Source organism: Rhizobium sp. Root1203 (assembly GCF_001424945.1).
Lineage (GTDB): Bacteria > Pseudomonadota > Alphaproteobacteria > Rhizobiales > Rhizobiaceae > Rhizobium.
Genome location: NZ_LMCW01000045.1, coordinates 214,392 through 233,711 on the forward strand (window position 1 = coordinate 214,392; position 19,320 = coordinate 233,711).

Here is a 19,320-nt window from a genome sequence, read left to right on the forward strand (position 1 = left end):
CCCAGAAGATGATTGCGAGCATTCGCTTTGCTCATGGGCAATTACTCACCGCGACGCAAAAAATGTCAATCACCAATCGTTGCTGCAACAGCGAAGGAACGAGTTATCTATTTGATTTTTCTAAAAAATATTTTTGCTCACGGCTTGAGCAAATACTCAGCAACCTCTTCATCCGTGATCAGACCGTTGATCTGATGTCCGGTAACGGCAGCCTTGATCGCCCTGAATTTCCGCTTTCCCTTGCCGATACCGATCACCGTCGACGAATCGCGCGAGGGAATGGACGCAGAGGCGACACGCTCATTGATGGGATTGTCGAGAAGCTTGCCATCCGCGTCGAAAATCCAACCGCAAATCTCGCCGACCGCGCCGTTGCGCATCAGCTCCATCATCTCGTCCTTCTCAAGGAACCCGTCGACGCAGAGCGGTCCGTCGATGCCGAGTTCGCCGATGCCGACGAAGGTAACGTCGGCCTGCGCACTCATCTCCAGCGTCGCCCGCACCAATTGCTGCGCGTGCAGCGTTTCCCGCTCTTCCGCCGAGGTAACAAGGACCGGCAGCGGCATTGGGAAATGCCGCGCCTTGACCGCATCGGCCATGCTGAAGATCACGTTGTAATAGGCTGCCGAGCCATCCGGCGCGATATTGCCGGTCAGGGACACGATTCGATGCTTGGGACATTCGATGGCCGGAAGCTGATCGACGGCAGCTTTTAGCGTACGGCCCGTTCCGACCGCGAGCACGATCGGATCTGGCTTTTTCAGCCAGCGTTCGATCTCGGCCGCCGCCGACTCGGCGATGCCGACCGTCGTCGAACCCGAAACCGGATCACTGGGCACCACCTCGACATGCTTGAGATCGTATTTCTTGCGAACGGCATCCGCCAGTTCCAGGCACGCAGCGATCGGGTGGTCAAGGCGCACCTTGATCAGCCGCTCTGCAACGGCCAGCGACACCAGACGCTGTGCCGACTGCCGCGAAATGCCCATCGCGGCAGCAATCTCATCCTGGGTTCGTCCGGCAACATAATACAGCCAGCCGGCGCGCGCCGCATCGTCCAGCCTTCCGGGTGTCTCTGATCGTTTTACCATCAACTCTATCTGCCGCGCGGCCTGGACCGGCGTCTTGCCGGAGAACACTCTTGAGTCTGTATTAAACCAGATCAAAACAAAATTCGGACAAATGTCGAGTGCGTCGCGAAAATGTGCAACCCATTTTGATGCTGTGCGAATCCGGATGGGTGCCATCTCAACGTCATCTTTCGCTTTCGAAGCGTCGCTTGACCGCATACCGAACTGCAAGCTAACTGGGGTGGAGAGGGAAAATCCGTGCGAATTCTGCTGGTTGAAGACGACAGGATGATTGGCGAGGCGGTGCGCGACCACGTCGCTGCCTCAAATCACGCTGTCGATTGGGTCACGAATCTTGCCGATGCCGACGCAGCGGCGGGGCCTGTCGAGTACGGCCTGATGTTGCTCGATCTCCAGCTTCCGGATGGAAGTGGCATCGATTTCCTCCGAAGCATTCGCAGCCGCGATCTGCGGACCCCGGTCATCATTCTCACCGCGCGCGACCAGATATCGGACCGAATCGAAGGCCTTAACGCCGGGGCCGACGACTATCTCGTGAAGCCCTTCAATCTGGACGAGCTGGAGGCGCGCATCATGGCCGTCGCGCGCCGCTACGACGCCAATCCGCATCCGGTCATTCGCATCACCGATATCGAGATCGACCGCCCGCAGCACAGGATGTCGGTGGCGGGCGTGCCGATCATCCTGACCAGCCGCGAATGGGCAGTGCTGGATCTGCTGACGGCGCGTCCCGGAGCCATCGTTTCCAAACACCGCATCGAAGAAGCGCTTTACGCATTCGGTTCGGAGATCGAGAGCAACACGGTTGAAGTCTACGTCAGCCGGCTGCGCAAGAAAATCGGCAAGGATCGCATCCGGACCGCACGCGGCATTGGCTACACGCTTGGATGAACATGAAACCTGAACGCAGCATCACCCGCCCGCTTATTCTAGCGTTGACAACGGTTATGGTCCTCTTCTGGCTGCTGGCCATCGGAATGAGCGTCCGTGTGATGCAGCACGAATTCGACGAGATCTTCGACAGCGCCCAGCAGGAGACGACCGAACGTCTGCTCGCGCTGATCCTCGACGACATGGATCAGCGTACGACCACGGACCCGCATGGAATAGCCATGCTGAGCACGGCCGCAAGCCGTGAGTACCTGACCTATCAGGTGCGGGACGCAAACGGAAAGGTCGTCCTTCGCTCCAACGACGCACCGGCCGAACCGTTCCAGGCGCCTCTCGTCGCGGGCTTCCATGATACGGACACGGCGCGCATCTACACCGAAAAAACCACCGACGGTGCGCTTTTCATTCAGGTCGCCGATCGCTTCAAGAACCGCCACGAAGCCGTTCGCGAAAGCGCTGTCACCTTACTGATACCACTGATCGCGCTCATTCCCGCGAGCATCTTCGCGATCTGGTTCATTGTCGGCCGCGCGCTGAAGCCACTGGATACGCTTCGCCAGGATATCGCCACCAAGGATGGCGGCAATCTGGCTGCGGTCGAAGGCGGCAGCCTGCCGAAAGAGCTGAAACCGATCGCCCGCTCCGTGAACCTCTTGCTCGGACGGCTGCGGCAGGCGTTGGAGGCCGAACGCGAATTCACCGCCAACGGCGCCCATGAACTCCGGACGCCGATTGCCGGCGCACTGGCACAGACACAGCGCCTTGCAGACGAGCTTCCGCCGGGACCGGCGCGCGTTCGGGCGCACCAGGTCGAAATCTCGCTCATCAATCTCGGACGCCTCGCGGAGAAACTGCTGCAATTGTCGCGCGCCGAAGCCGGCATCGGTGGCAGCGCAATCGCCACCGATCTCCGCCCCGTGCTCGACATGATCGTGGCCGACTTCGAACGCGACAGTCGGTCGAGTGGCCGGCTGCTTTATTCGGCGGAGCCCGACGCAACGCTGGTCCGCAACGCCGACATGGACGCCTTCGGCATCGTTATCCGCAACCTCGTTGAGAACGCGCTCATTCATGGTGACCCGGAAATGCCGGTGAGCGTCACGCTGCAGCCCAACGGGATCATCAGGGTCGTCAATGGCGGGCCTGTGGTGCAAGAGGCGGACATGGCAACGCTCAAGAAACGCTTTCGCCGCGGCAAGACAAACGCCGCCGGCTCTGGCCTCGGCCTGGCGATTGCCGATCGAATCGTCTCGCAGATGGGTGGCACGCTGGAGTTGCTGTCTCCCGCAGCCGGCGAGGTATCGGGATTCGAGGTGCGCATGACCCTGCCCGCGTGAGCGTTGATTTTGGCTTGCAAATCGTCCGGAACGGTGCGAGCAGACGCAGAGCTTCTTCGAACAAGCAGAATCCGAATGATCATCTCTTTCGACATCGGCGGCTCGGCCATCAAGGGTGGGATCGCCCGTTCCGAAGCCGACATCACGCCGCTCGGCCGATACCCCACGCCCACCGACGATTTTACCGCCTTCGTCGATACGCTGAGAACCATCATCGCCAAGGCCGGCGAACAGCCGGTGCGCCTTGCCTTTTCGATCGCCGGCGTGGTCGATCCGGACACGCAGCAACTGACCTGCGCCAACATTCCCTGCATCCATGGACGAAATTTGGCTGCAGATATCGAGGCCGAGCTTGGCGTGCCGGTGCTGGTCGCCAATGATGCGGATTGCTTCGCCATGGCGGAAGCAGGCCTCGGAGCCGGCCGTGGACATCGCATCGTTCTCGGCGCGATCCTGGGCACCGGCGTCGGCGGCGGCGTAATCGTCAACGGGCGCCTGATCAACGAGGCCGGCGGCTTTGCCGGCGAATGGGGCCACGGCCCGATCGTTGCCTTGCGAGCCGGCAACCCGCCGGTAGAGATTCCCCACTACGCCTGCGGTTGCGGCCAGAAAGGCTGTGTCGACACCGTCGGCGGCGCCCGTGGTCTGGAACGCCTGCACAAGACCCTCCATGACCTCGACCTCTCGAGCCAGGAGATCATCGACGACTGGCTAAGGGGTGAGGAAAAGGCGACACGGACGATCGACGTCTTTATCGATCTCGTGGCCTCGCCTCTGGCACTGACCATCAACATCACCGGTGCGACCATCGTCCCTGTCGGTGGCGGACTTTCCAACGTGGAACCATTGCTGGCGGAACTCGACAAGGCTGTGCGGCAGCGCATCCTGCGCAAGTTCGATCGTCCGCTCGTCGTGCCCAGCCAATGCCGGGTCGAGCCCGGCCTGATCGGCGCGGCCTTGCTGGGACTGAAGGCAGAAGCCGAACCCGCAGCATGAAACCGTCTCTCGGGTAGATACACTTTGTAGGACGACTTGTGGCACCTCTCACCCTACCCTCTCCCCGAGGGGAGAGGGGACGCTGGGATCGCCACCGCGAGCCCTATCTCCCCTCGGGGAGACGGTGGCGGCAGCCGGTTGAGGGGCTGCTCGCCAAAACGCTGACTGCTTCGACGCACCTTCATATCGCTGCGACAGCTTCCCGGCTTCCTGAATGAAAAACGCTACTCCGCAGCCATCACGGGCGGCTGTCGGCGATCGATCTCTTCGTCGTTGCTGTTGGAGGGGAGGCTCGTGTCGTCTTCCTCCTCCTTCGGCTCCTTGCCGAAGAACAGCGCGTAGGCGGCCGGCAGCACAAGGATGGTCAGCACTGTCGCGACCAGGATGCCGCCCATCATGGCGTAGGCGAGCGGCCCCCAGAAAACGCCGCGCGAGATCGGGATCAGCGCCAGGACAGCCGTCAAGGCCGTCAGCATGATCGGCCGGAAACGCCGCACGGCTGCCCCCACGATCGCCTCCTGGCGATGCATCCCCGCCTTGATGTCCTGATCGATCTGGTCGACGAGGATGATCGAGTTGCGGATGATGATGCCGAGCAATGCGATGACGCCAAGGATGGCCACAAAGCCGAACGGCGCGCCGCTGATCAAAAGCGCCGCGGCGGCGCCGATGATGCCCAGCGGTCCCGTGGCCAGAACCAGCATCGCCTTGCCGAAGTGCTGCAGCTGCACCATCAGGAGCAGGACGATCACGAGGAGCATGATCGGCGCCTTGGCGGCGATCGAGGCCTGGCTTTCGGCTGCGTCTTCTGCACCGCCCTGGATCTCGATGTTATAGCCGGCCGGCAGGCTGTCGCGCAGCGGCTTCATGTCGGCATACATCTTCATCGCCACGTCGTTCGGCTGCACTTCATCCGGCAGCGTCGCGCGCACCGTTATCGTCGGCAGGCGGTCGCGCCGCCACTCGATACCCTGCTCCAGCACCGGCACGACCTTGGCGATCTGCGAGACCGGCACGAAGCCGCCGAAGTCGGTGGGTACGTAGACCGAGTTTACGGCCGACAGCAGGGAGCGGTTGCCGTCCGGCTCGCGGGCGACGATCGACACCGTCTCTTCGCCATCACGGAAGTCGTCGAGGGGTGCGCCGGACATTGCCGTCTGCAGCATCTGGCGGACTCGCTGCGAGGTCACGCCGAGCGCGCGGGCACGGTCCTGGTCGATCACCAGCTTCATCGCCGGGACCGGCTCGAGCCAGTCGTCGTGGATGGCGCCAAGCATCGGATTTGCGTGGAACTGCGCCTTCACCTGGTCGGCGATCTTGCGGACCTCCTGGCGGTCCGGTCCCATGACGCGCATCTGCACCGGCCACCCGGTCGGCGGGCCGAGGAACAGCCGGTCGACCTTGCCGCGGATGTCGGGGAAATCTTCCGCCAGGATGGCGCGCAGCTTGACGATCAGCCGTTCGCGGGCCGGCTCATCGTTTGCCATGACGAGAAGCTGCGCGTAGTTCGGGTTGCGAAGCTGCTGGTCGAGCGGCAGGAAGAAGCGCGGTGCGCCTTCGCCGATATACGTGGCGATGAACTTCTTGTCCGTGTCATCCATGATCTTGGCTTCGAGGGCCTTGGCCTGCGTTTCGACCTCCGCGATGCTGGTGCCCTCGGGCAGCCAGAGATCGACCAGGATCTCGGGACGCGAGGATTGCGGGAAGAAGTTCTGCGGAATGAACTGGAACGCCCAGAGACTGGTGACGAAGGTCACCAAAGTCATCGCAACCACAATGATCCGATGGCGCACGGCCCAGCCGACTGTCGCCCGAAGCCGCCTGTAGAAGCGGGTATCGAAAGCGTCACGATGTTCGCCGGCATGATGGCGCTGCTTCAGGATCATGTAGCCGAGCCATGGCGTGAAATAGACCGCCACGAACCAGGAGACGACGAGCGCAATCCCGACGACGTAGAACAGCGTGCGTACATATTCGCCGGCAGTGGACGCTGCAAAGCCGACGGGGATAAACCCGGCCGTCGTGATCAGAGTGCCGGTGAGCATGGGAAAGGCGGTCGAGGAATAGGCGAAGCTCGCCGCCTCGATCTTCACAAGGCCTTCCTCGAGCTTTCGCTCCATCAATTCGACCACGATCATTGCATCGTCGACGAGTAGCCCGAGTGCGATGATCAACGCACCGAGCGAAATGCGCTGCAGATCGATCCCCAGCTCGTACATGATCGCAAACGTGGCGGCCAATACTAGCGGAATGGCGATTGCAATCACCAGACCCGAGCGCCAGCCGATCGAGAGGAAGGACACGATCAGCACGATCACCAGCGCTTCGCCGAGGGCATGCATGAATTCGCTGACCGCGTCGGTCACGACGTCGGGCTGGTTGGAAATCTGGTCGACGGCAACGCCATAGGGGAGCGCTTCCTCGAAACGCTGGTAGGTTGCCTCGACCTCCTTGCCGACATCCGTGACCTTGAAGCCCTTGGCCATGACGACGCCGACCTGGACACTTTCGTGGCCGTTGAAGCGATACTTGCGCTGGTATGGATCCTCGAGGCCGGAATAGACGGTGGCGATATCGCCGAGCCGCGTAACCTGGTTGCCGGCCCGTAGGCGCAACTCTCGGATATCGTTCGCCCTGGTGACGTCGCCTTCGACCGAGATCCGCACCGAGCGCATGCCGGTCTCGACCGAGCCGGCGGAATCGACATTGTTCTGACCCTTGATGGCATTCTGCAGGTCGACGACGGTGAGCCCACGCTCCGCCAGCGCCTTCGAGGAAACGTCGACGTAGAGCTTCTCCGGCTGGTCGCCGAGAATGACGGCCTTTTCGACGCCCGGCGTCGTCAGGAGCATGTCACGTGCCTGAATGGCGAATTTCTTCAGTTCCGGATAACTGTAGCCGTCGCCGCTGATCGAATGCAGCGTAATGTAGGTATCGCCGAATTCATCGTTGAAGTAGGGGCCGAGCAAACCTTGCGGCAGCTCGTTGGATATGTCGCCGACCTTCTTGCGCACCTGATAGAAGGCATCCGCAACGTCGGCCGAATTCGTATCGCCTTTCACCTGCAGCGTGATGATGGCACTCCCGGCCCGCGTGTAGGATTTGACCCAATCGATATGAGGCGTTTCCTGCAGCTTGCGTTCGATCTTGTTGACGACCTGGTCTTCCATCTCCTGTATGGAAGAGCCCGGCCAGATGGCCTGCACGACCATGACGCGGAAGGTGAAATCGGGGTCTTCCTTCTGGCCCATCCGCATCAGCCCGAGCACGCCGGTGATCAGGATCAGGCCGAACAGGAAGCGCGCGATGCTTGGATGGCCAATGGCCCAGCGCGACAGGTTGAAGGGTCGCTTTTCGGTGGAATTGTCCATGGTCCCGTTCCCACTCCTGATCGCGGTTAGCGAACGACGCCGCTGGTTTCGACAGACGCCGACTGCTGGCCCGGCAGCTTGACCTTGAGATTTTCGGTCATGAACTGCGTGCCGGCGGCGACAACGAGGTCCCCGCTCTTGAGGCCGTCGGAGACGTGGACACCATCGCCCGTGAAGTCTTCGACTGTGACGTCACGCGCATGCACTGTCGCCGCATCTCGATCGACGACCCACACGATCGTCTTGCCATCCGTCTCGGCAAGCGCCGCGAGCGGAACGGCGACATAGGCGCTGGCATTGCCGACATTGGCTTCGATCGTCGCCGTCATGCCGAGCAGAACCCGGTCATCGTTCGGAAGGCTGACGCGCACTGCAAACGTCCGCGACTGCGCATCTGCGCTGCCAGAAACCTCCCGCACCTTGCCGTCGAGTACGAGCTTGTTGTCGGACCAGAAGCCGGCCTTGACCGTCTTGCCCGGCTTGAATTCGGCAATGTCGTTTTCCGGGACAGCGATCTGCACTTCCTTCTCGCCGTCCAGCGCGACGGTGGCCACAGGCGCACCCGACGCGACGACCGTACCGGCATCGGCGCTGATTGCAGTAACGATGCCGGTATGATCGGACTTGAGCTCTGCGTAGTTCACCTGGTTCCTGGCCTGGTCGAGCGAGGATGCCGCCGCGTCGCGCGTTGAAACGGCCTGATCGTAGCCCAACGATGCCTGTTCCATCTGCGATCGTGCGGTGACGCTCTTGTCGTAGAGCTGCTGGGCACGCTTGTTTGCGAGATCCGCGGTAGCGACGCCCTTCTCGGCGGCGGTAAGATTGGCCGCGGCTGTCTTGGCGGCCAGTTGGTAGTCGGTCGGATCGATGCGGGCGATCACGTCGCCCGGCTTGACGCGATCGCCGATATTGACGAGCCGCTCGGTGATCTTGCCGGCGACCCGGAAACCGAGATTCATCTCGACACGCGCCTTGACGGCCCCCGAATAATTGAGCGCACGGGTGTCGTCAGCCTTGGCGATCTCCACCACCTTCACCGGCCGCAGGATCTCCTTCGTCTCGGCTTTTTTCTCGTCGCTGCAGCTCGATACGGCAAGCGCTGCGGCGCCGAGAAGCGCAAGACTGGCAATGGACGGCAACTTGACTGTCTTCAGCGAAATCATCTTTCGCGCTCCTGAAATCGTTTTAATGTTGAGAGGCGCGACGGCTTTGTCGTCGCGCTATTTCTTCAGTGCCCTGATCGCGAAGTCGACAAGTTCGTCCACCGTCGCGCGGTTGGTCTTGGCAAGGCATTGGGCCACCATTTGCGGGTGGCAGAGGTTTATGGTCGCGGCGCCGAAGCATCGCGACGCCACGTCCGCGTCCTGATCGAGAAACTCGCCATCGGCGATCCCTTCGCGGATCACATCGGCGATCAACGCGTGGATGCTGTCGACATGCTTTTCGATCACATGCCAATCCCGCTCGATGGCAACGATGACCATCTCATGTACCTTTTCCTGGTCGAGCATGGTGTCGAGCGTCATCTGGTACTGCCCCCGTACGAAACGGCCCAGACGCTCGGAGGCACTGACAGGGAGGTGGCAGATGTCATAGGCCTGCTGATAGCTCGCAGCGAGCATCCGGCCACAGATCGCCTGGTGGATATCCACCTTGGAGGCAAAGAACCGATAGACGTTGGCCGGCGACATGCCGAGATCGCGGGCGATGTCTGCAACGGTGGTCTTCGAATAGCCATAGTGGCGGAAAAGCCGTTCCGCAGCGTCGAGAATGCGTGTCACATTCTCTTGCCGCGTTGTTTCCAGGAGATTTTCCGCGATGTCGTTCATGGATTTCGTACACCTGACTTACGACTGACGATTTTTGAATTTCGTCAGTCGTAAAACATCAAGCGTCATAAGTCAATCGGCAGCGCTGCGACAAGAGCGCTCAATAGCGGACTGCCGTCGGCCTGAAACGCCGAAGGCTGAGGTATCCGATCGCGAGGAAGGCGACGACGACGATGGCTTGGACGATGCCGACGATCGGCTCGCCGCCCGTCGGTGCCAGTGCGTTGAGCGTTGGGACTTTCTGGAACGACTGAACGACGAGCACGAGACAGTTGAAATAGAAGAGGGCCAGCGCCCCGACGACGAAGACCGGTCGCCATATGCCGGCCAGCGCAAACCGGTAACGGGCAAGCGCCGTCGGCACGAAGATCAGCACGCAGACGATACCGACTCCGATCCCCGGCGTGAACCCGTTGTAGGGAAAGACGAAACCCGTAAGCACGGTGACCGCGGTGGTCAGCATGAACAGAAGTGTCCACCGGTCGTAGCGCTTTCCGGTGACCAGGCCGTAGGCGAGCGCGACGCCCGCTACGATGGCAATCAGACTGACGATGACATGAAATAAGGTAAGAGCTGTTATCCCCGACATGGTTTAACTCCCTCGATGAAGGCGGGTCAAAAGAACAGGCAATGAAAATACGGGATGGGAACAGGACCAAATACAGACCTGCAATGCGGATGCTGCAGTGCAATCCTCTCAAAGGAAAGAGAAATCTGAAATACCGGCAAAATGAAGCGCCGCAGCCCAGCGGACCGCGGCGCGCGATTGGGTCATTGACCGTCGATCAGGCGAGCTTGACGTCGAGCGTGACAGGAACAGCCGAAAGCGCCTTGGAAACCGGGCAGCCGGCCTTGGCCTTGTTGGCGAGTTCGGTAAAATTCCTCTCGTCGGTGCCGGGAACGCTGGCAGTCAGCGAAAGATGGATCGCCGTGATGGCGAAGCCCGCCTCGACGCTCTCCAGCGTAACCTTCGCCGTCGTCTCCATGTTTGTGGCCTTCAGCCCTGCTTCCTCAAGGACCAGGGACAGCGCCATCGTGAAGCAGCCGGCATGCGCCGCTCCGATCAGTTCTTCCGGATTGGTGCCGGGGATACCCTCGAAGCGGCTGGCAAAACCATAGGGATATGATTTGAGCGCACCGCTCTGTGTCGAGATCTGCCCCTTGCCATCCTTGAGACCGCCTGACCACTGCGCCGAACCAGTACGATTGATCTGCATTCCGTCCTCCTGTTGGATCGAGTTTTCCATGAACGCCGTGTGCACGACGCGCCGCTCGTCAAGAGGCGCAACGTGCCCCTCCGTCGCTGGATATAATCCTCTAACGGCGGAAGGCGACAATCTTGCAAAATCTCTTCGACCAAATCCGCATCCCGCTCGAATCATCATACTATGGGATTGCAATTGTATGATGATTAAAGTATTGAACCGCCGCCGAAGAAACCGCGGGGAGCACGATATGGACGAATCGACGCCAATCGCCGAACGCCGCCCCCGCGTGCGCCGCTGCGTCGCGGCCGCCATTGGCAGGGATATCAGCTCTGAAGGCTATCCGGCCGGGTCGGCCCTCGCCGGCGAAAACGATCCCGGCGTCATTCGCGAGTCGTCTAAGGCGCTGGAATCGATGAGATTGGTCCGCGGCAGGCCTGCTGTACGCCTTCTCGACGCCGCGCCCAACCTGACGGCCGCCGGAAAGCCGGCCCGGACAACCGAACAACACGGGCAAATGCGGCGGAGCCGCGGATACGCAAACGAGGAACACCCATGAAGATCACGAAACTGACCACCTATATCGTCCCGCCGCGCTGGCTGTTCCTGAAGATCGAGACCGATGAGGGCATTGTCGGCTGGGGCGAACCCGTTGTTGAAGGCAGGGCGCTGACCGTCCAGGCCGCCGTCCACGAGCTGGAAGACTACCTGATCGGCAAGGATCCGTTCCTCATCGAGGATCACTGGAACGTCATGTATCGCGGCGGTTTCTATCGCGGCGGCGCGATCCACATGAGCGCGATCTCGGGTATCGACCAGGCCCTGTGGGACATCAAGGGCAAGGCCCTCGGCCAGCCGGTCCACTCACTCCTCGGCGGCCAGGTCCGCGACAAGATCAAGGTTTATTCCTGGATCGGCGGTGACCGTCCGTCTGACGTCGCCAACAATGCCAAGGAGGTCGTCGCCCGCGGCTTCAAGGCGATCAAGCTCAACGGCTGCGAAGAGATGCAGATCGTCGATACCTACGAAAAGGTGGAAAAGGCCGTCGAAACCATCGCCACCATCCGTGATGCGATCGGCCCCTACATCGGCATAGGCGTCGATTTCCACGGCCGCGTTCACAAGCCGATGGCCAAGGTCCTCGCCAAGGAACTCGAACCCTACAAGCTGCTCTTCATCGAGGAGCCGGTCCTGTCGGAAAACTATGAAGCGCTGAAGGAGATCGCCAACCACTCCTCGACGCCGATCGCGCTCGGCGAGCGGCTGTTTTCGCGATGGGATTTCAAGCGCATTCTCTCCGAAGGCTATGTCGATATCCTCCAGCCCGACCTGTCGCATGCCGGCGGCATTACCGAGTGCCGCAAGATCGCCACGATGGCCGAGGCCTACGACGTCGCGCTGGCGCCGCATTGCCCGCTCGGGCCCATCGCCCTTGCCGCATGCCTCCAGGTTGACGCCGTCAGCTACAACGCCTTCATCCAGGAACAGAGCTTGGGCATCCACTACAACAAGGGCAACGACATCCTGGATTACATCTCCAACAAGGAAGTCTTCCACTATGCTGACGGCTTTGTCAGCATTCCGCAGGGTCCCGGCCTCGGCGTCGAGGTGGACGAGGCATACGTCATCGAACGCGCCAAGGAGGGCCACCGCTGGCGCAACCCGATCTGGCGCCACGAAGACGGCAGCGTTGCCGAGTGGTGAGGGACATCATCGACATCGATGGGAGAAGGGCTGCGAAAGCGGCCCTTTTTGTTTGAGCAGAGCGGTTTTCCCAACGGGATGACACCGCTCGTCGGAACCAACGACAGGCTTCCGCATTGCCCCTGCAGAATCGCAGCGGGGAAAGATCATGGACCTCAAGGGAAAAGTTGCACTGGTGACAGGCGCCGGATCAGGCATCGGCAAGGCGACGGCATTTGCCCTTGCCGCCGAGGGCGCCAAGGTCGCTGTCCTCAGCCGTACCCAAAGCGAAGTGGTTCAGACCTGCGATGAGATAGCGGCAGCAGGCGGAGACGCGATCGAACTGACGGCTGACACCAGCGATGAAGCCCAAATGCGCCATGCCGTCGATACCCTGGTCCAGACATACGGAGGCGTCGATATCGTCGTCGCCAATGCCGGCATCAACGGTGTGTGGGCGCCGATTGACGATCTGACGCCGGACGAGTGGGACAGGACCATGGCCGTCAATCTGCGCGGCACATATATGACCCTGCACCTGACGGTTCCGCATCTGAAGGCGGGTGGCGGTGGCTCGATCATCGTCGTCTCCTCGATCAACGGCACCCGTACCTTCACCTCGCCTGGTGCCACCGCCTACACCGCGACGAAAGCCGGCCAGGTCGCGATGGTGCAGCAGCTCGCGCTCGAACTCGGAAAATACGGCATTCGGGTCAATGCCGTCTGCCCCGGCGCGATCGACACCAGCATCGGCGACAACACCGCCTCCAGGCACCGCGAAGAGACGGAGATCCCGGTCGTGTGGCCGGAGGGTCAGATTCCGATCAGCGGAGGAGAGGCCGGGCACAGCGAGGATGTTGCCGAAGCGATCCTCTTTCTCGCCAGCGATCGCTCTCGCCACATTACCGGCACGCCGCTATGGGTCGATGGCGGCCAGGGGCTGTTGCGCTGATCACGCCATCCTCGCCGTATCGAGCGTGAAAAGCTCCTGCGGCCGTTGCACGCCGCGCAGCGCGTAGCGTCCGATGCAAGCCAATGCCCCGCGCTCCCGCTTCGGAATGGCGGCCGCGAAATCCGAAGAGATCAGCACGTTGAAATCGACGGACCGGCAAAGCGATGCAATGCGGGAGACCTCGTTGACCGCAGGCCCGATGACGGTGAAATCGAGTCGCTCCTGGCTGCCGATATTGCCGTAGAAGACATCGCCGATATGCAGTCCGATATAGACGTCGGTCGTCGGCCGCTCCTCGAGGGCTCGTTCGTCATTCAACGTGACGAGTTTTTCGCGCAGAAGCCGCTCGCCCTTGAGCGCCGCGCAACACGCGTCCGAAGGCTCGTCCGCCTTGAAGATCGCCAGCACCCCGTCGCCGATCAGTTTCAGCACGTTGCCGCCGGCCTCATGAACCGCTGAAATCACGACATCGCTGTAGGCGTTGAGCATCGGCAGGATTTCTTCCGGCGGCGCGCTGTCGGAAATCTTGGTGTAGTTGACCAGATCCGAGAACCACAGAACGGCAGAAATCCGCTCGGATTTGCCGCGCGTGATCTTGCCCTCCAGCACCTGCCGCGCCGCGTCCTCACCGAGATAGACTTCGGCGATGGTTCGGGCGATTCGGCCGAGCGCGATGCATTTGATCGCAAGGGCCAACACCGGCACGAGCTTGCGCAGGATGATGAGATCGTGGTCGGAAAAGCCCTCGGCATGGCGTGTCGTGAAATGCGAGAAAAAGCAGTCCATCTCCCCGATCGTTCCCGCCTTGGCAAAGCGATGCACCATTGCGATATAATCGGTGTGGCCATCGGTCCGCATCTTTTCGAGCATCCCGAAATCGATCGGATCGCCGAAGCCGATCCGACGTCGAACCTCGTTGTCGTTACCGGCCCAAAGGTAATAGAAGGCTGACTTCTGCCAGCTCTCGAGCGAGCTCCCTTCGCCGGTCGGACCGTATTCGAACTCGGTCTCGATGTCCTCCTGGCTATCCCAGCGGAATGCGCGGCCCTCGTGCACCGGATGAAGCGTATCCATCAGCGCCATGCCGCGATCAAGCGGCAGTCCGAACTCGCGGCAGGTGTTGCAGAAACCTGTCAACAGTTCGGATTCGGAGGCACCTTTGAGCCCCTGTTCCGTCAGCCATGCCGCAACCGTTCCGATATCGCTGTATTCCATGCCGCATATCCTCGCTCGTCAGAAATCTCTATCGCGATTTTGCCGGCAAGGGAAAGCCAAACCTTCAGCCCGCGGATGGCAAGTTGTAGGGCGTAATGATCTCCACGGCAGACAGGGACGCCGGCGCGATCCGGCCAGGCAGGGCGCGGCTCATGACTGTACGAAAAGCCGAACGGGCGTCTGATCGCAGGTCGTGGTGCAGGACGAACCCGATCCTGCGCTCTGCAAGAAGCGCACGATTTTCCGCGTCGAGATCGTGCGCGACGAAAATGCGGATCGGTCGCCCCGCCGCTTCGAATGCAGCAAGCACCGCCCGGTTTCCGCCGCCGATCGAATAGACCGCGTTGATCGTTTCATCGGCGGCGATTGCTCGGGCCGCAAGGGTACCCGTCGCCGCGTCGGTGCCATGCCCGTCGCTGATCTCGGTCACGCCGATCTCGTGATAGCGCTCCCGAATGATACGGCGAAAGCCGATCTCGCGCTCCTCCTCGCCCCGGAAGCGGCCGCTCGATAGAGTGACCAGCACCCTGCCCGGCATCCCTGAAATGCACTCCCCGATCAGGTAGGCGGCGGTCTCTCCGGCCGCACGGTTGTCGGCGCCCGCATAAGCGGCACGCGCCGAGTTCGGCAGATCGGTCACCAGCGTCACTACGGGTATGCCGGCCCGATCCGCGCGGGCGACAGCAGCGGCAATCTCCGGCACGTCAGGCGCCTTGAGTACGATGCCGTTCGTTCCGCGAAGCCGGATGCGATCCAGAAGCTGAACGAGTTCTGCCGGCTTCATGACCTCGGCAAAGTGGAAACGGCACCGGAATATTGTCGGCAGGAATGTCGCGACCTCCGCCTCGAACGCGGCACGCACGGCGGTGCTGAAACGCTCTGGCGTTTCCATGACGATATCGATGGCGAACACTCGCCCGCTGGTCGCGGCATCCGTCTGCTGCTTTTCGAGTTCCGCAATGGCTGCCCGAACGCGCATTTCGGTCTGCCGTCTGACACCGGAACGGCCGTTCAGGACGCGATCGACCGTCGCGGTGCTCAAGCCCGCCTGAAAAGCTATATCCTTGACGAGAAAAATATGCGCCATCGCTGCCTGCTCTGATGGTTTTTTGATGGATTATTGATCTATAACACCTCGGTCGCGTGCGTATAGTGCCTTCGTAGGAATGGAGGATCACCTGATGAAAACCGACGATCTGCAGAAGCTGCGGGCCGACCGCGTCTGGCTCACCGAAGGGGTCTGCGACCTCGACGAGTTTCGTACGCTCGTCGAAAAGGCGACGGACCTTGCCGACTATCCGACCGCGGACGCCGTCGAGAAGAACGTACTGATCTACGACAGCAGGAAAGTGAAGTCGGCAATCGCCAACCCAGCGGGTCGCCGCGCCGTGCTGACCGAAATCTGCGAAGCTTTCGCGGACGGCCCCGGCGTTCTGGTCTTCAAGCGTGCCTATCCGGACACCACCGTTATCGACCGCGCCAGCGCGATTTTCAATGAGATTATCGCCGAGCAGCATCGCACCGCAACGGGGGGCGGCGACCACTTCGCCAAGCCCGGCGCGAACGACCGCATCTGGAACTCGCTGGAAAAACACTGCCTTGCCGATCCCGCGAATTTCGCCGAATACTACGGCAATGTCATCATCGCGCTTGCCAGCGAAGCGTGGCTCGGCCCCAGCTATCAGATGACGGCGCAGGTCAACCGGGTCAATCCCGGCGGCGCAGCGCAGTCGGCCCACCGGGACTATCATCTCGGCTTCCAGTCTTCCGAGGTGATCGAACAGTTCCCGGCGCATGTCCACAGGCTCTCGCCGGTGCTGACGCTGCAGGGTGCGGTTGCGCATTGCGACATGCCGCTCGAAAGCGGCCCGACGCTGTTCTTGCCGAACAGCCAGACCTATGTGCCGGGGTACCTCGCATTGAAGCGTCAGGAATTCCGAGACTACTTCGAGACGAACCATATCCAGCTGCCGCTGGAGAAAGGCGACGTCGTCTTCTTCAACCCGGCTCTCTTCCATGCGGCGGGCACCAACCGGTCGGCAGGCATCAAGCGTGTCGCCAATCTCCTGCAGGTTTCCTCCGCATTCGGCCGCGCGATGGAAACCGTCAACCGAACACGCATGAGCGCCAGGTTGTTTCCGGCGCTGAAGAGCCTGAAAGGCAACCTCTCGCAGGCCGAAATCGCGAACGCCGTCGCCGCATGCGCCGAGGGCTACTCCTTCCCCACCAACCTGGACCGCGACCCGCCGGTCGGCGGCCTCGCGCCGAAGACGCAAGCCCAACTCATGCACGAGGCGCTCGGAGAAGGCTGGAGCGACGACGCCTTTGCCGCCGCCTTGGCGGAGCAGGCAGAGAAGAAGCTCAGCTGACCGTGGGCGCTAGCCGCCTCCCTCTGAGGGAGGCAGGAAGATCGGCCCACCTGCCAACCACGAACCCCGGGAGATTGCGGCATCAGCCTCACAACAATCGGCCGGGATGACTGACGTCACGACTAAAAAAGGCCGCTCGCGAGTGAGGGGCCGTTCGCACATCACCATAGGACACATCGGAGGAGGAAAATCATGACCACAGACCACAGCCGTCTTGACGGCAAGATTGCGATCGTGACCGGCGGCACGCAGGGACTCGGCGCCACGATCGCGCGGTTGTTTGCCGAGCGTGGTGCCGCGGGCATCGTCATCTGCGGCCGCAACGAGCAAAAGGGCGGGGCCAAGGCAGCGGAGATCTCGTCCACGACGGGTGCAAAGGTCGTTTACGTCAAGGCCGATCTCGGCAAGGTCGAAGATGCCTGCCATGTCGTGCGCGCCTGCGACGAAGCGTTCGGTCGCGTCGACGCTCTCGTCAATGCCGCAGCGATCACCGATCGCGGCACGATCCTCGACACCAGCCCCGAACTCTTCGACTCCATGTTTGCGATCAACGTCCGCGCGCCTTTCTTCCTCATGCAGGAGACGATCAAGATCATGCGCCGCGAAAAGATCGAGGGCACGATCGTCAACATCGGTTCGATGTCCGCCAAGGCGGGCCAACCCTTCATCGCCGCCTATTGCGCTTCAAAGGGTGCCATCGAAACACTGACGAAGAACACCGCGTACGCGCTGCTGCGCAACCGAATCCGTGTCAACGGCCTCAATATCGGCTGGATGGCCTCGGAGGGCGAGGACAGGATCCAGCGCGAGCATCACGGCGCTGCTGCCGATTGGCTGGAAAAGGCGGCGGCCGGCCAGCCTTTCGGCCGCCTCGTCGATCCGGAAGAAGTGGCTCGTGCCTGCGCCTATCTGTCGTCTGCCGAATCCGGCCTGATGACAGGATCCATGATCTGCTTCGACCAGTCAGTCTGGGGTGGATACGACGGATCGCCCCACCCCACCGCACCCCTTTGAAATCGCCTGAGCCCGTCGGCTTTTGCCGCGGCGGGCTCTGGCACACTCTACGGTTTGCATTTACGAAGGACGTCAAAACGATTTGGGAGGAGCCAATCTGTGCCGCAAGATGCGCCTTACGATATCCGTGACGACCGTTTCCGCAGCCTGATCGCCGGCAGCGCCAGGCTTGAGGAGCTCTATTCCGGCTGCCGCTGGGCAGAAGGCCCCGTTTGGTTTTCGGATCTGAACTGCCTCCTCTGGAGCGACATTCCCAACGAGCGGATCATGCGCTGGGTGCCGGATGGCGGTGCCTCGGTGTTCCGCTCTGCGTCGAACTATGCCAACGGCAATACCCGCGACCGCCAAGGCCGGCTCGTCTCCTGCGAACATGGCGGCCGCCGGGTGACCCGCACCGAGCCAGATGGCCGGATCACCGTGCTGGCCGACTGCTTTGCGGGCAAGCGCCTGAACTCGCCGAACGACGTCGTCGTCAGATCCGACGGCTCGATCTGGTTCACCGACCCCAGCTACGGCATCATGTCGGACTACGAGGGACATAAGGCCGTGCCAGAGCAGGAAACCCGCAACGTCTACCGCATCGATGCAGCGACAGGCGAGATCGATGCTGTCGCAACCGACTTCATTCAGCCGAATGGCCTGGCCTTCTCGCCTGATGAGAAGCAGCTCTACATCGCCGACTCCGGCTCATCGGGTCACGAGGTGCCGCGCCACATCCGCGTCTTCGACGTCATCGACGGGCGCACGCTGACGAACAGCCGTTATTTCTGCTCGATCGAAAACGGCGTTCCGGACGGTTTTCGCTTCGATGTCGACGGCAATCTGTGGAGCAGCGCGGCCGACGGCGTGCATTGCTTCGCACCCGACGGCACGCTGCTCGGCAAGATCAAGGTTCCGCAGACGGTCTCCAACCTTACCTTCGGCGGACCGAAGAAGAACCGTCTGTTCATCACCGCATCTCAATCGGTCTATTCGATCTATACGACGACCAACGGTGCCCAGTATCCGTAAGCAGGCCAGTCTACGCGGTTCACGTTACGGGCGTCACCGAACGGACTGTGCCGTTGTTGTCGACGATGCAGGAAAACTTGCGGCCGGTCGCATCGAGATCCACTGCAAAGGTGCCGTCCGGCATCAATCGTGAACCTGTGGGCAGGACCTTTGCGTTCGCGCCCGCAACGCCGGCGGCCGAGTTCGCACACAGCAACTGCAGGTCGGCTGGTGCCGTTTGAAGCGTCGTGCGCGCCATGGATTCCGGTGGCGGTGGCGGTGGCGCCGTCGTACAGGCGCCAAGCAGCGAAACGCCCGCCACAACAAGCACAGGCCAGCCGCCCGACTTCCGCTTCACATCGCTTTTCGACACGTGT

The 19,320-nt window shown here is 61.6% G+C and carries 18 protein-coding genes; 9 read left to right on the forward strand and 9 right to left on the reverse strand.

Going from position 1 to position 19,320, the window contains the following annotated elements; all coding sequences use genetic code 11:
- Positions 1-137: 137 nt before the first annotated feature.
- Entirely contained in the window at positions 138-1,091 is a 954-nt protein-coding gene (locus tag ASC97_RS27510) for a sugar-binding transcriptional regulator (RefSeq protein ID WP_057471561.1), read from the reverse strand.
- 237 nt (positions 1,092-1,328) lie between these two features.
- Between ASC97_RS27510 and ASC97_RS27515 the strand changes: the two genes are divergently transcribed.
- The 3 genes from ASC97_RS27515 to ASC97_RS27525 all read left to right on the forward strand — a co-directional run bounded on the left by ASC97_RS27515 (position 1,329) and on the right by ASC97_RS27525 (position 4,315).
- Positions 1,329-1,982, forward strand: a complete 654-nt coding sequence (locus ASC97_RS27515) for a response regulator (protein ID WP_057471503.1) — start codon at positions 1,329-1,331, stop codon at positions 1,980-1,982.
- 2 nt (positions 1,983-1,984) lie between these two features.
- Positions 1,985-3,319, forward strand: coding sequence for a sensor histidine kinase (locus ASC97_RS27520; protein WP_057471504.1), 1,335 nt, complete (start codon positions 1,985-1,987; stop codon positions 3,317-3,319).
- A 75-nt stretch (positions 3,320-3,394) separates the two neighbouring features.
- A complete protein-coding gene (locus tag ASC97_RS27525; protein WP_057471505.1) occupies positions 3,395-4,315 on the forward strand; it encodes an ROK family protein in 921 nt (306 codons plus the stop codon).
- A 224-nt stretch (positions 4,316-4,539) separates the two neighbouring features.
- Here ASC97_RS27525 and ASC97_RS27530 read toward each other — a convergent pair whose 3' ends face one another.
- The 5 genes from ASC97_RS27530 to ASC97_RS27550 all read right to left on the reverse strand — a co-directional run bounded on the left by ASC97_RS27530 (position 4,540) and on the right by ASC97_RS27550 (position 10,732).
- A complete protein-coding gene (locus ASC97_RS27530) occupies positions 4,540-7,686 on the reverse strand; it encodes an efflux RND transporter permease subunit (RefSeq protein WP_057471506.1) in 3,147 nt (1,048 codons plus the stop codon).
- Positions 7,687-7,712: 26 nt separating this feature from the next.
- Positions 7,713-8,849 (reverse strand): efflux RND transporter periplasmic adaptor subunit, encoded by a 1,137-nt coding sequence (locus ASC97_RS27535; RefSeq protein WP_057471507.1) that lies wholly within the window; start codon positions 8,847-8,849, stop codon positions 7,713-7,715.
- A 57-nt stretch (positions 8,850-8,906) separates the two neighbouring features.
- Positions 8,907-9,515, reverse strand: coding sequence for a TetR family transcriptional regulator (locus ASC97_RS27540; protein WP_057471508.1), 609 nt, complete (start codon positions 9,513-9,515; stop codon positions 8,907-8,909).
- A 100-nt stretch (positions 9,516-9,615) separates the two neighbouring features.
- The gene (locus ASC97_RS27545; RefSeq protein WP_082530188.1) at positions 9,616-10,104 is read right to left on the reverse strand and encodes a hypothetical protein; all 489 of its coding nucleotides are present in this window, start codon (positions 10,102-10,104) and stop codon (positions 9,616-9,618) included.
- A 196-nt stretch (positions 10,105-10,300) separates the two neighbouring features.
- The gene (locus tag ASC97_RS27550; protein ID WP_057471509.1) at positions 10,301-10,732 is read right to left on the reverse strand and encodes an OsmC family protein; all 432 of its coding nucleotides are present in this window, start codon (positions 10,730-10,732) and stop codon (positions 10,301-10,303) included.
- 238 nt (positions 10,733-10,970) lie between these two features.
- Here ASC97_RS27550 and ASC97_RS36430 point away from each other — a divergent pair, with 238 nt between their 5' ends.
- The 3 genes from ASC97_RS36430 (at position 10,971) to ASC97_RS27565 (ending at position 13,355) form a co-directional block, all read left to right on the forward strand.
- A complete protein-coding gene (locus ASC97_RS36430; protein WP_057471510.1) occupies positions 10,971-11,279 on the forward strand; it encodes a hypothetical protein in 309 nt (102 codons plus the stop codon).
- Positions 11,276-12,424 (forward strand): galactonate dehydratase, encoded by a 1,149-nt coding sequence (gene dgoD / locus ASC97_RS27560; protein WP_057471511.1) that lies wholly within the window; start codon positions 11,276-11,278, stop codon positions 12,422-12,424. The genes ASC97_RS36430 and dgoD overlap by 4 nt, the downstream gene beginning before the upstream one ends.
- Positions 12,425-12,572: 148 nt before the next feature.
- Positions 12,573-13,355, forward strand: a complete 783-nt coding sequence (locus tag ASC97_RS27565; RefSeq protein WP_057471512.1) for an SDR family oxidoreductase — start codon at positions 12,573-12,575, stop codon at positions 13,353-13,355.
- On the opposite strand, the gene ASC97_RS27570 is transcribed toward ASC97_RS27565, so the two are convergent.
- Together ASC97_RS27570 and ASC97_RS27575 are read right to left on the reverse strand one after the other, a co-directional pair.
- Positions 13,356-14,570 carry an adenylate/guanylate cyclase domain-containing protein gene (locus ASC97_RS27570; protein WP_057471513.1) on the reverse strand — a complete coding sequence of 405 codons (1,215 nt, stop codon included), beginning with the start codon at positions 14,568-14,570 and terminating at the stop codon, positions 13,356-13,358. It abuts the gene before it with no gap.
- A 64-nt stretch (positions 14,571-14,634) separates the two neighbouring features.
- A complete protein-coding gene (locus ASC97_RS27575; RefSeq protein WP_057471514.1) occupies positions 14,635-15,657 on the reverse strand; it encodes a LacI family DNA-binding transcriptional regulator in 1,023 nt (340 codons plus the stop codon).
- A gap of 94 nt (positions 15,658-15,751) precedes the next feature.
- On the opposite strand from ASC97_RS27575, the gene ASC97_RS27580 reads away from it, so the two are divergent.
- From ASC97_RS27580 to ASC97_RS27590, 3 genes are all read left to right on the forward strand, one after another.
- Positions 15,752-16,939 (forward strand): phytanoyl-CoA dioxygenase family protein, encoded by a 1,188-nt coding sequence (locus ASC97_RS27580; protein WP_057471515.1) that lies wholly within the window; start codon positions 15,752-15,754, stop codon positions 16,937-16,939.
- A gap of 192 nt (positions 16,940-17,131) precedes the next feature.
- On the forward strand, positions 17,132-17,953 hold the full coding sequence (locus tag ASC97_RS27585) for an SDR family oxidoreductase (RefSeq protein ID WP_057471516.1): 822 nt from the start codon (positions 17,132-17,134) through the stop codon (positions 17,951-17,953).
- A 99-nt stretch (positions 17,954-18,052) separates the two neighbouring features.
- Positions 18,053-18,964, forward strand: a complete 912-nt coding sequence (locus ASC97_RS27590) for an SMP-30/gluconolactonase/LRE family protein (protein WP_057471517.1) — start codon at positions 18,053-18,055, stop codon at positions 18,962-18,964.
- Positions 18,965-18,983: 19 nt separating this feature from the next.
- Here the strand turns inward: ASC97_RS27590 and ASC97_RS27595 are convergent, their stop codons facing one another.
- Positions 18,984-19,301: a hypothetical protein gene (locus ASC97_RS27595; protein WP_443216788.1), complete on the reverse strand. Its 318-nt coding sequence runs from the start codon at positions 19,299-19,301 to the stop codon at positions 18,984-18,986.
- Positions 19,302-19,320 lie beyond the last annotated feature (19 nt).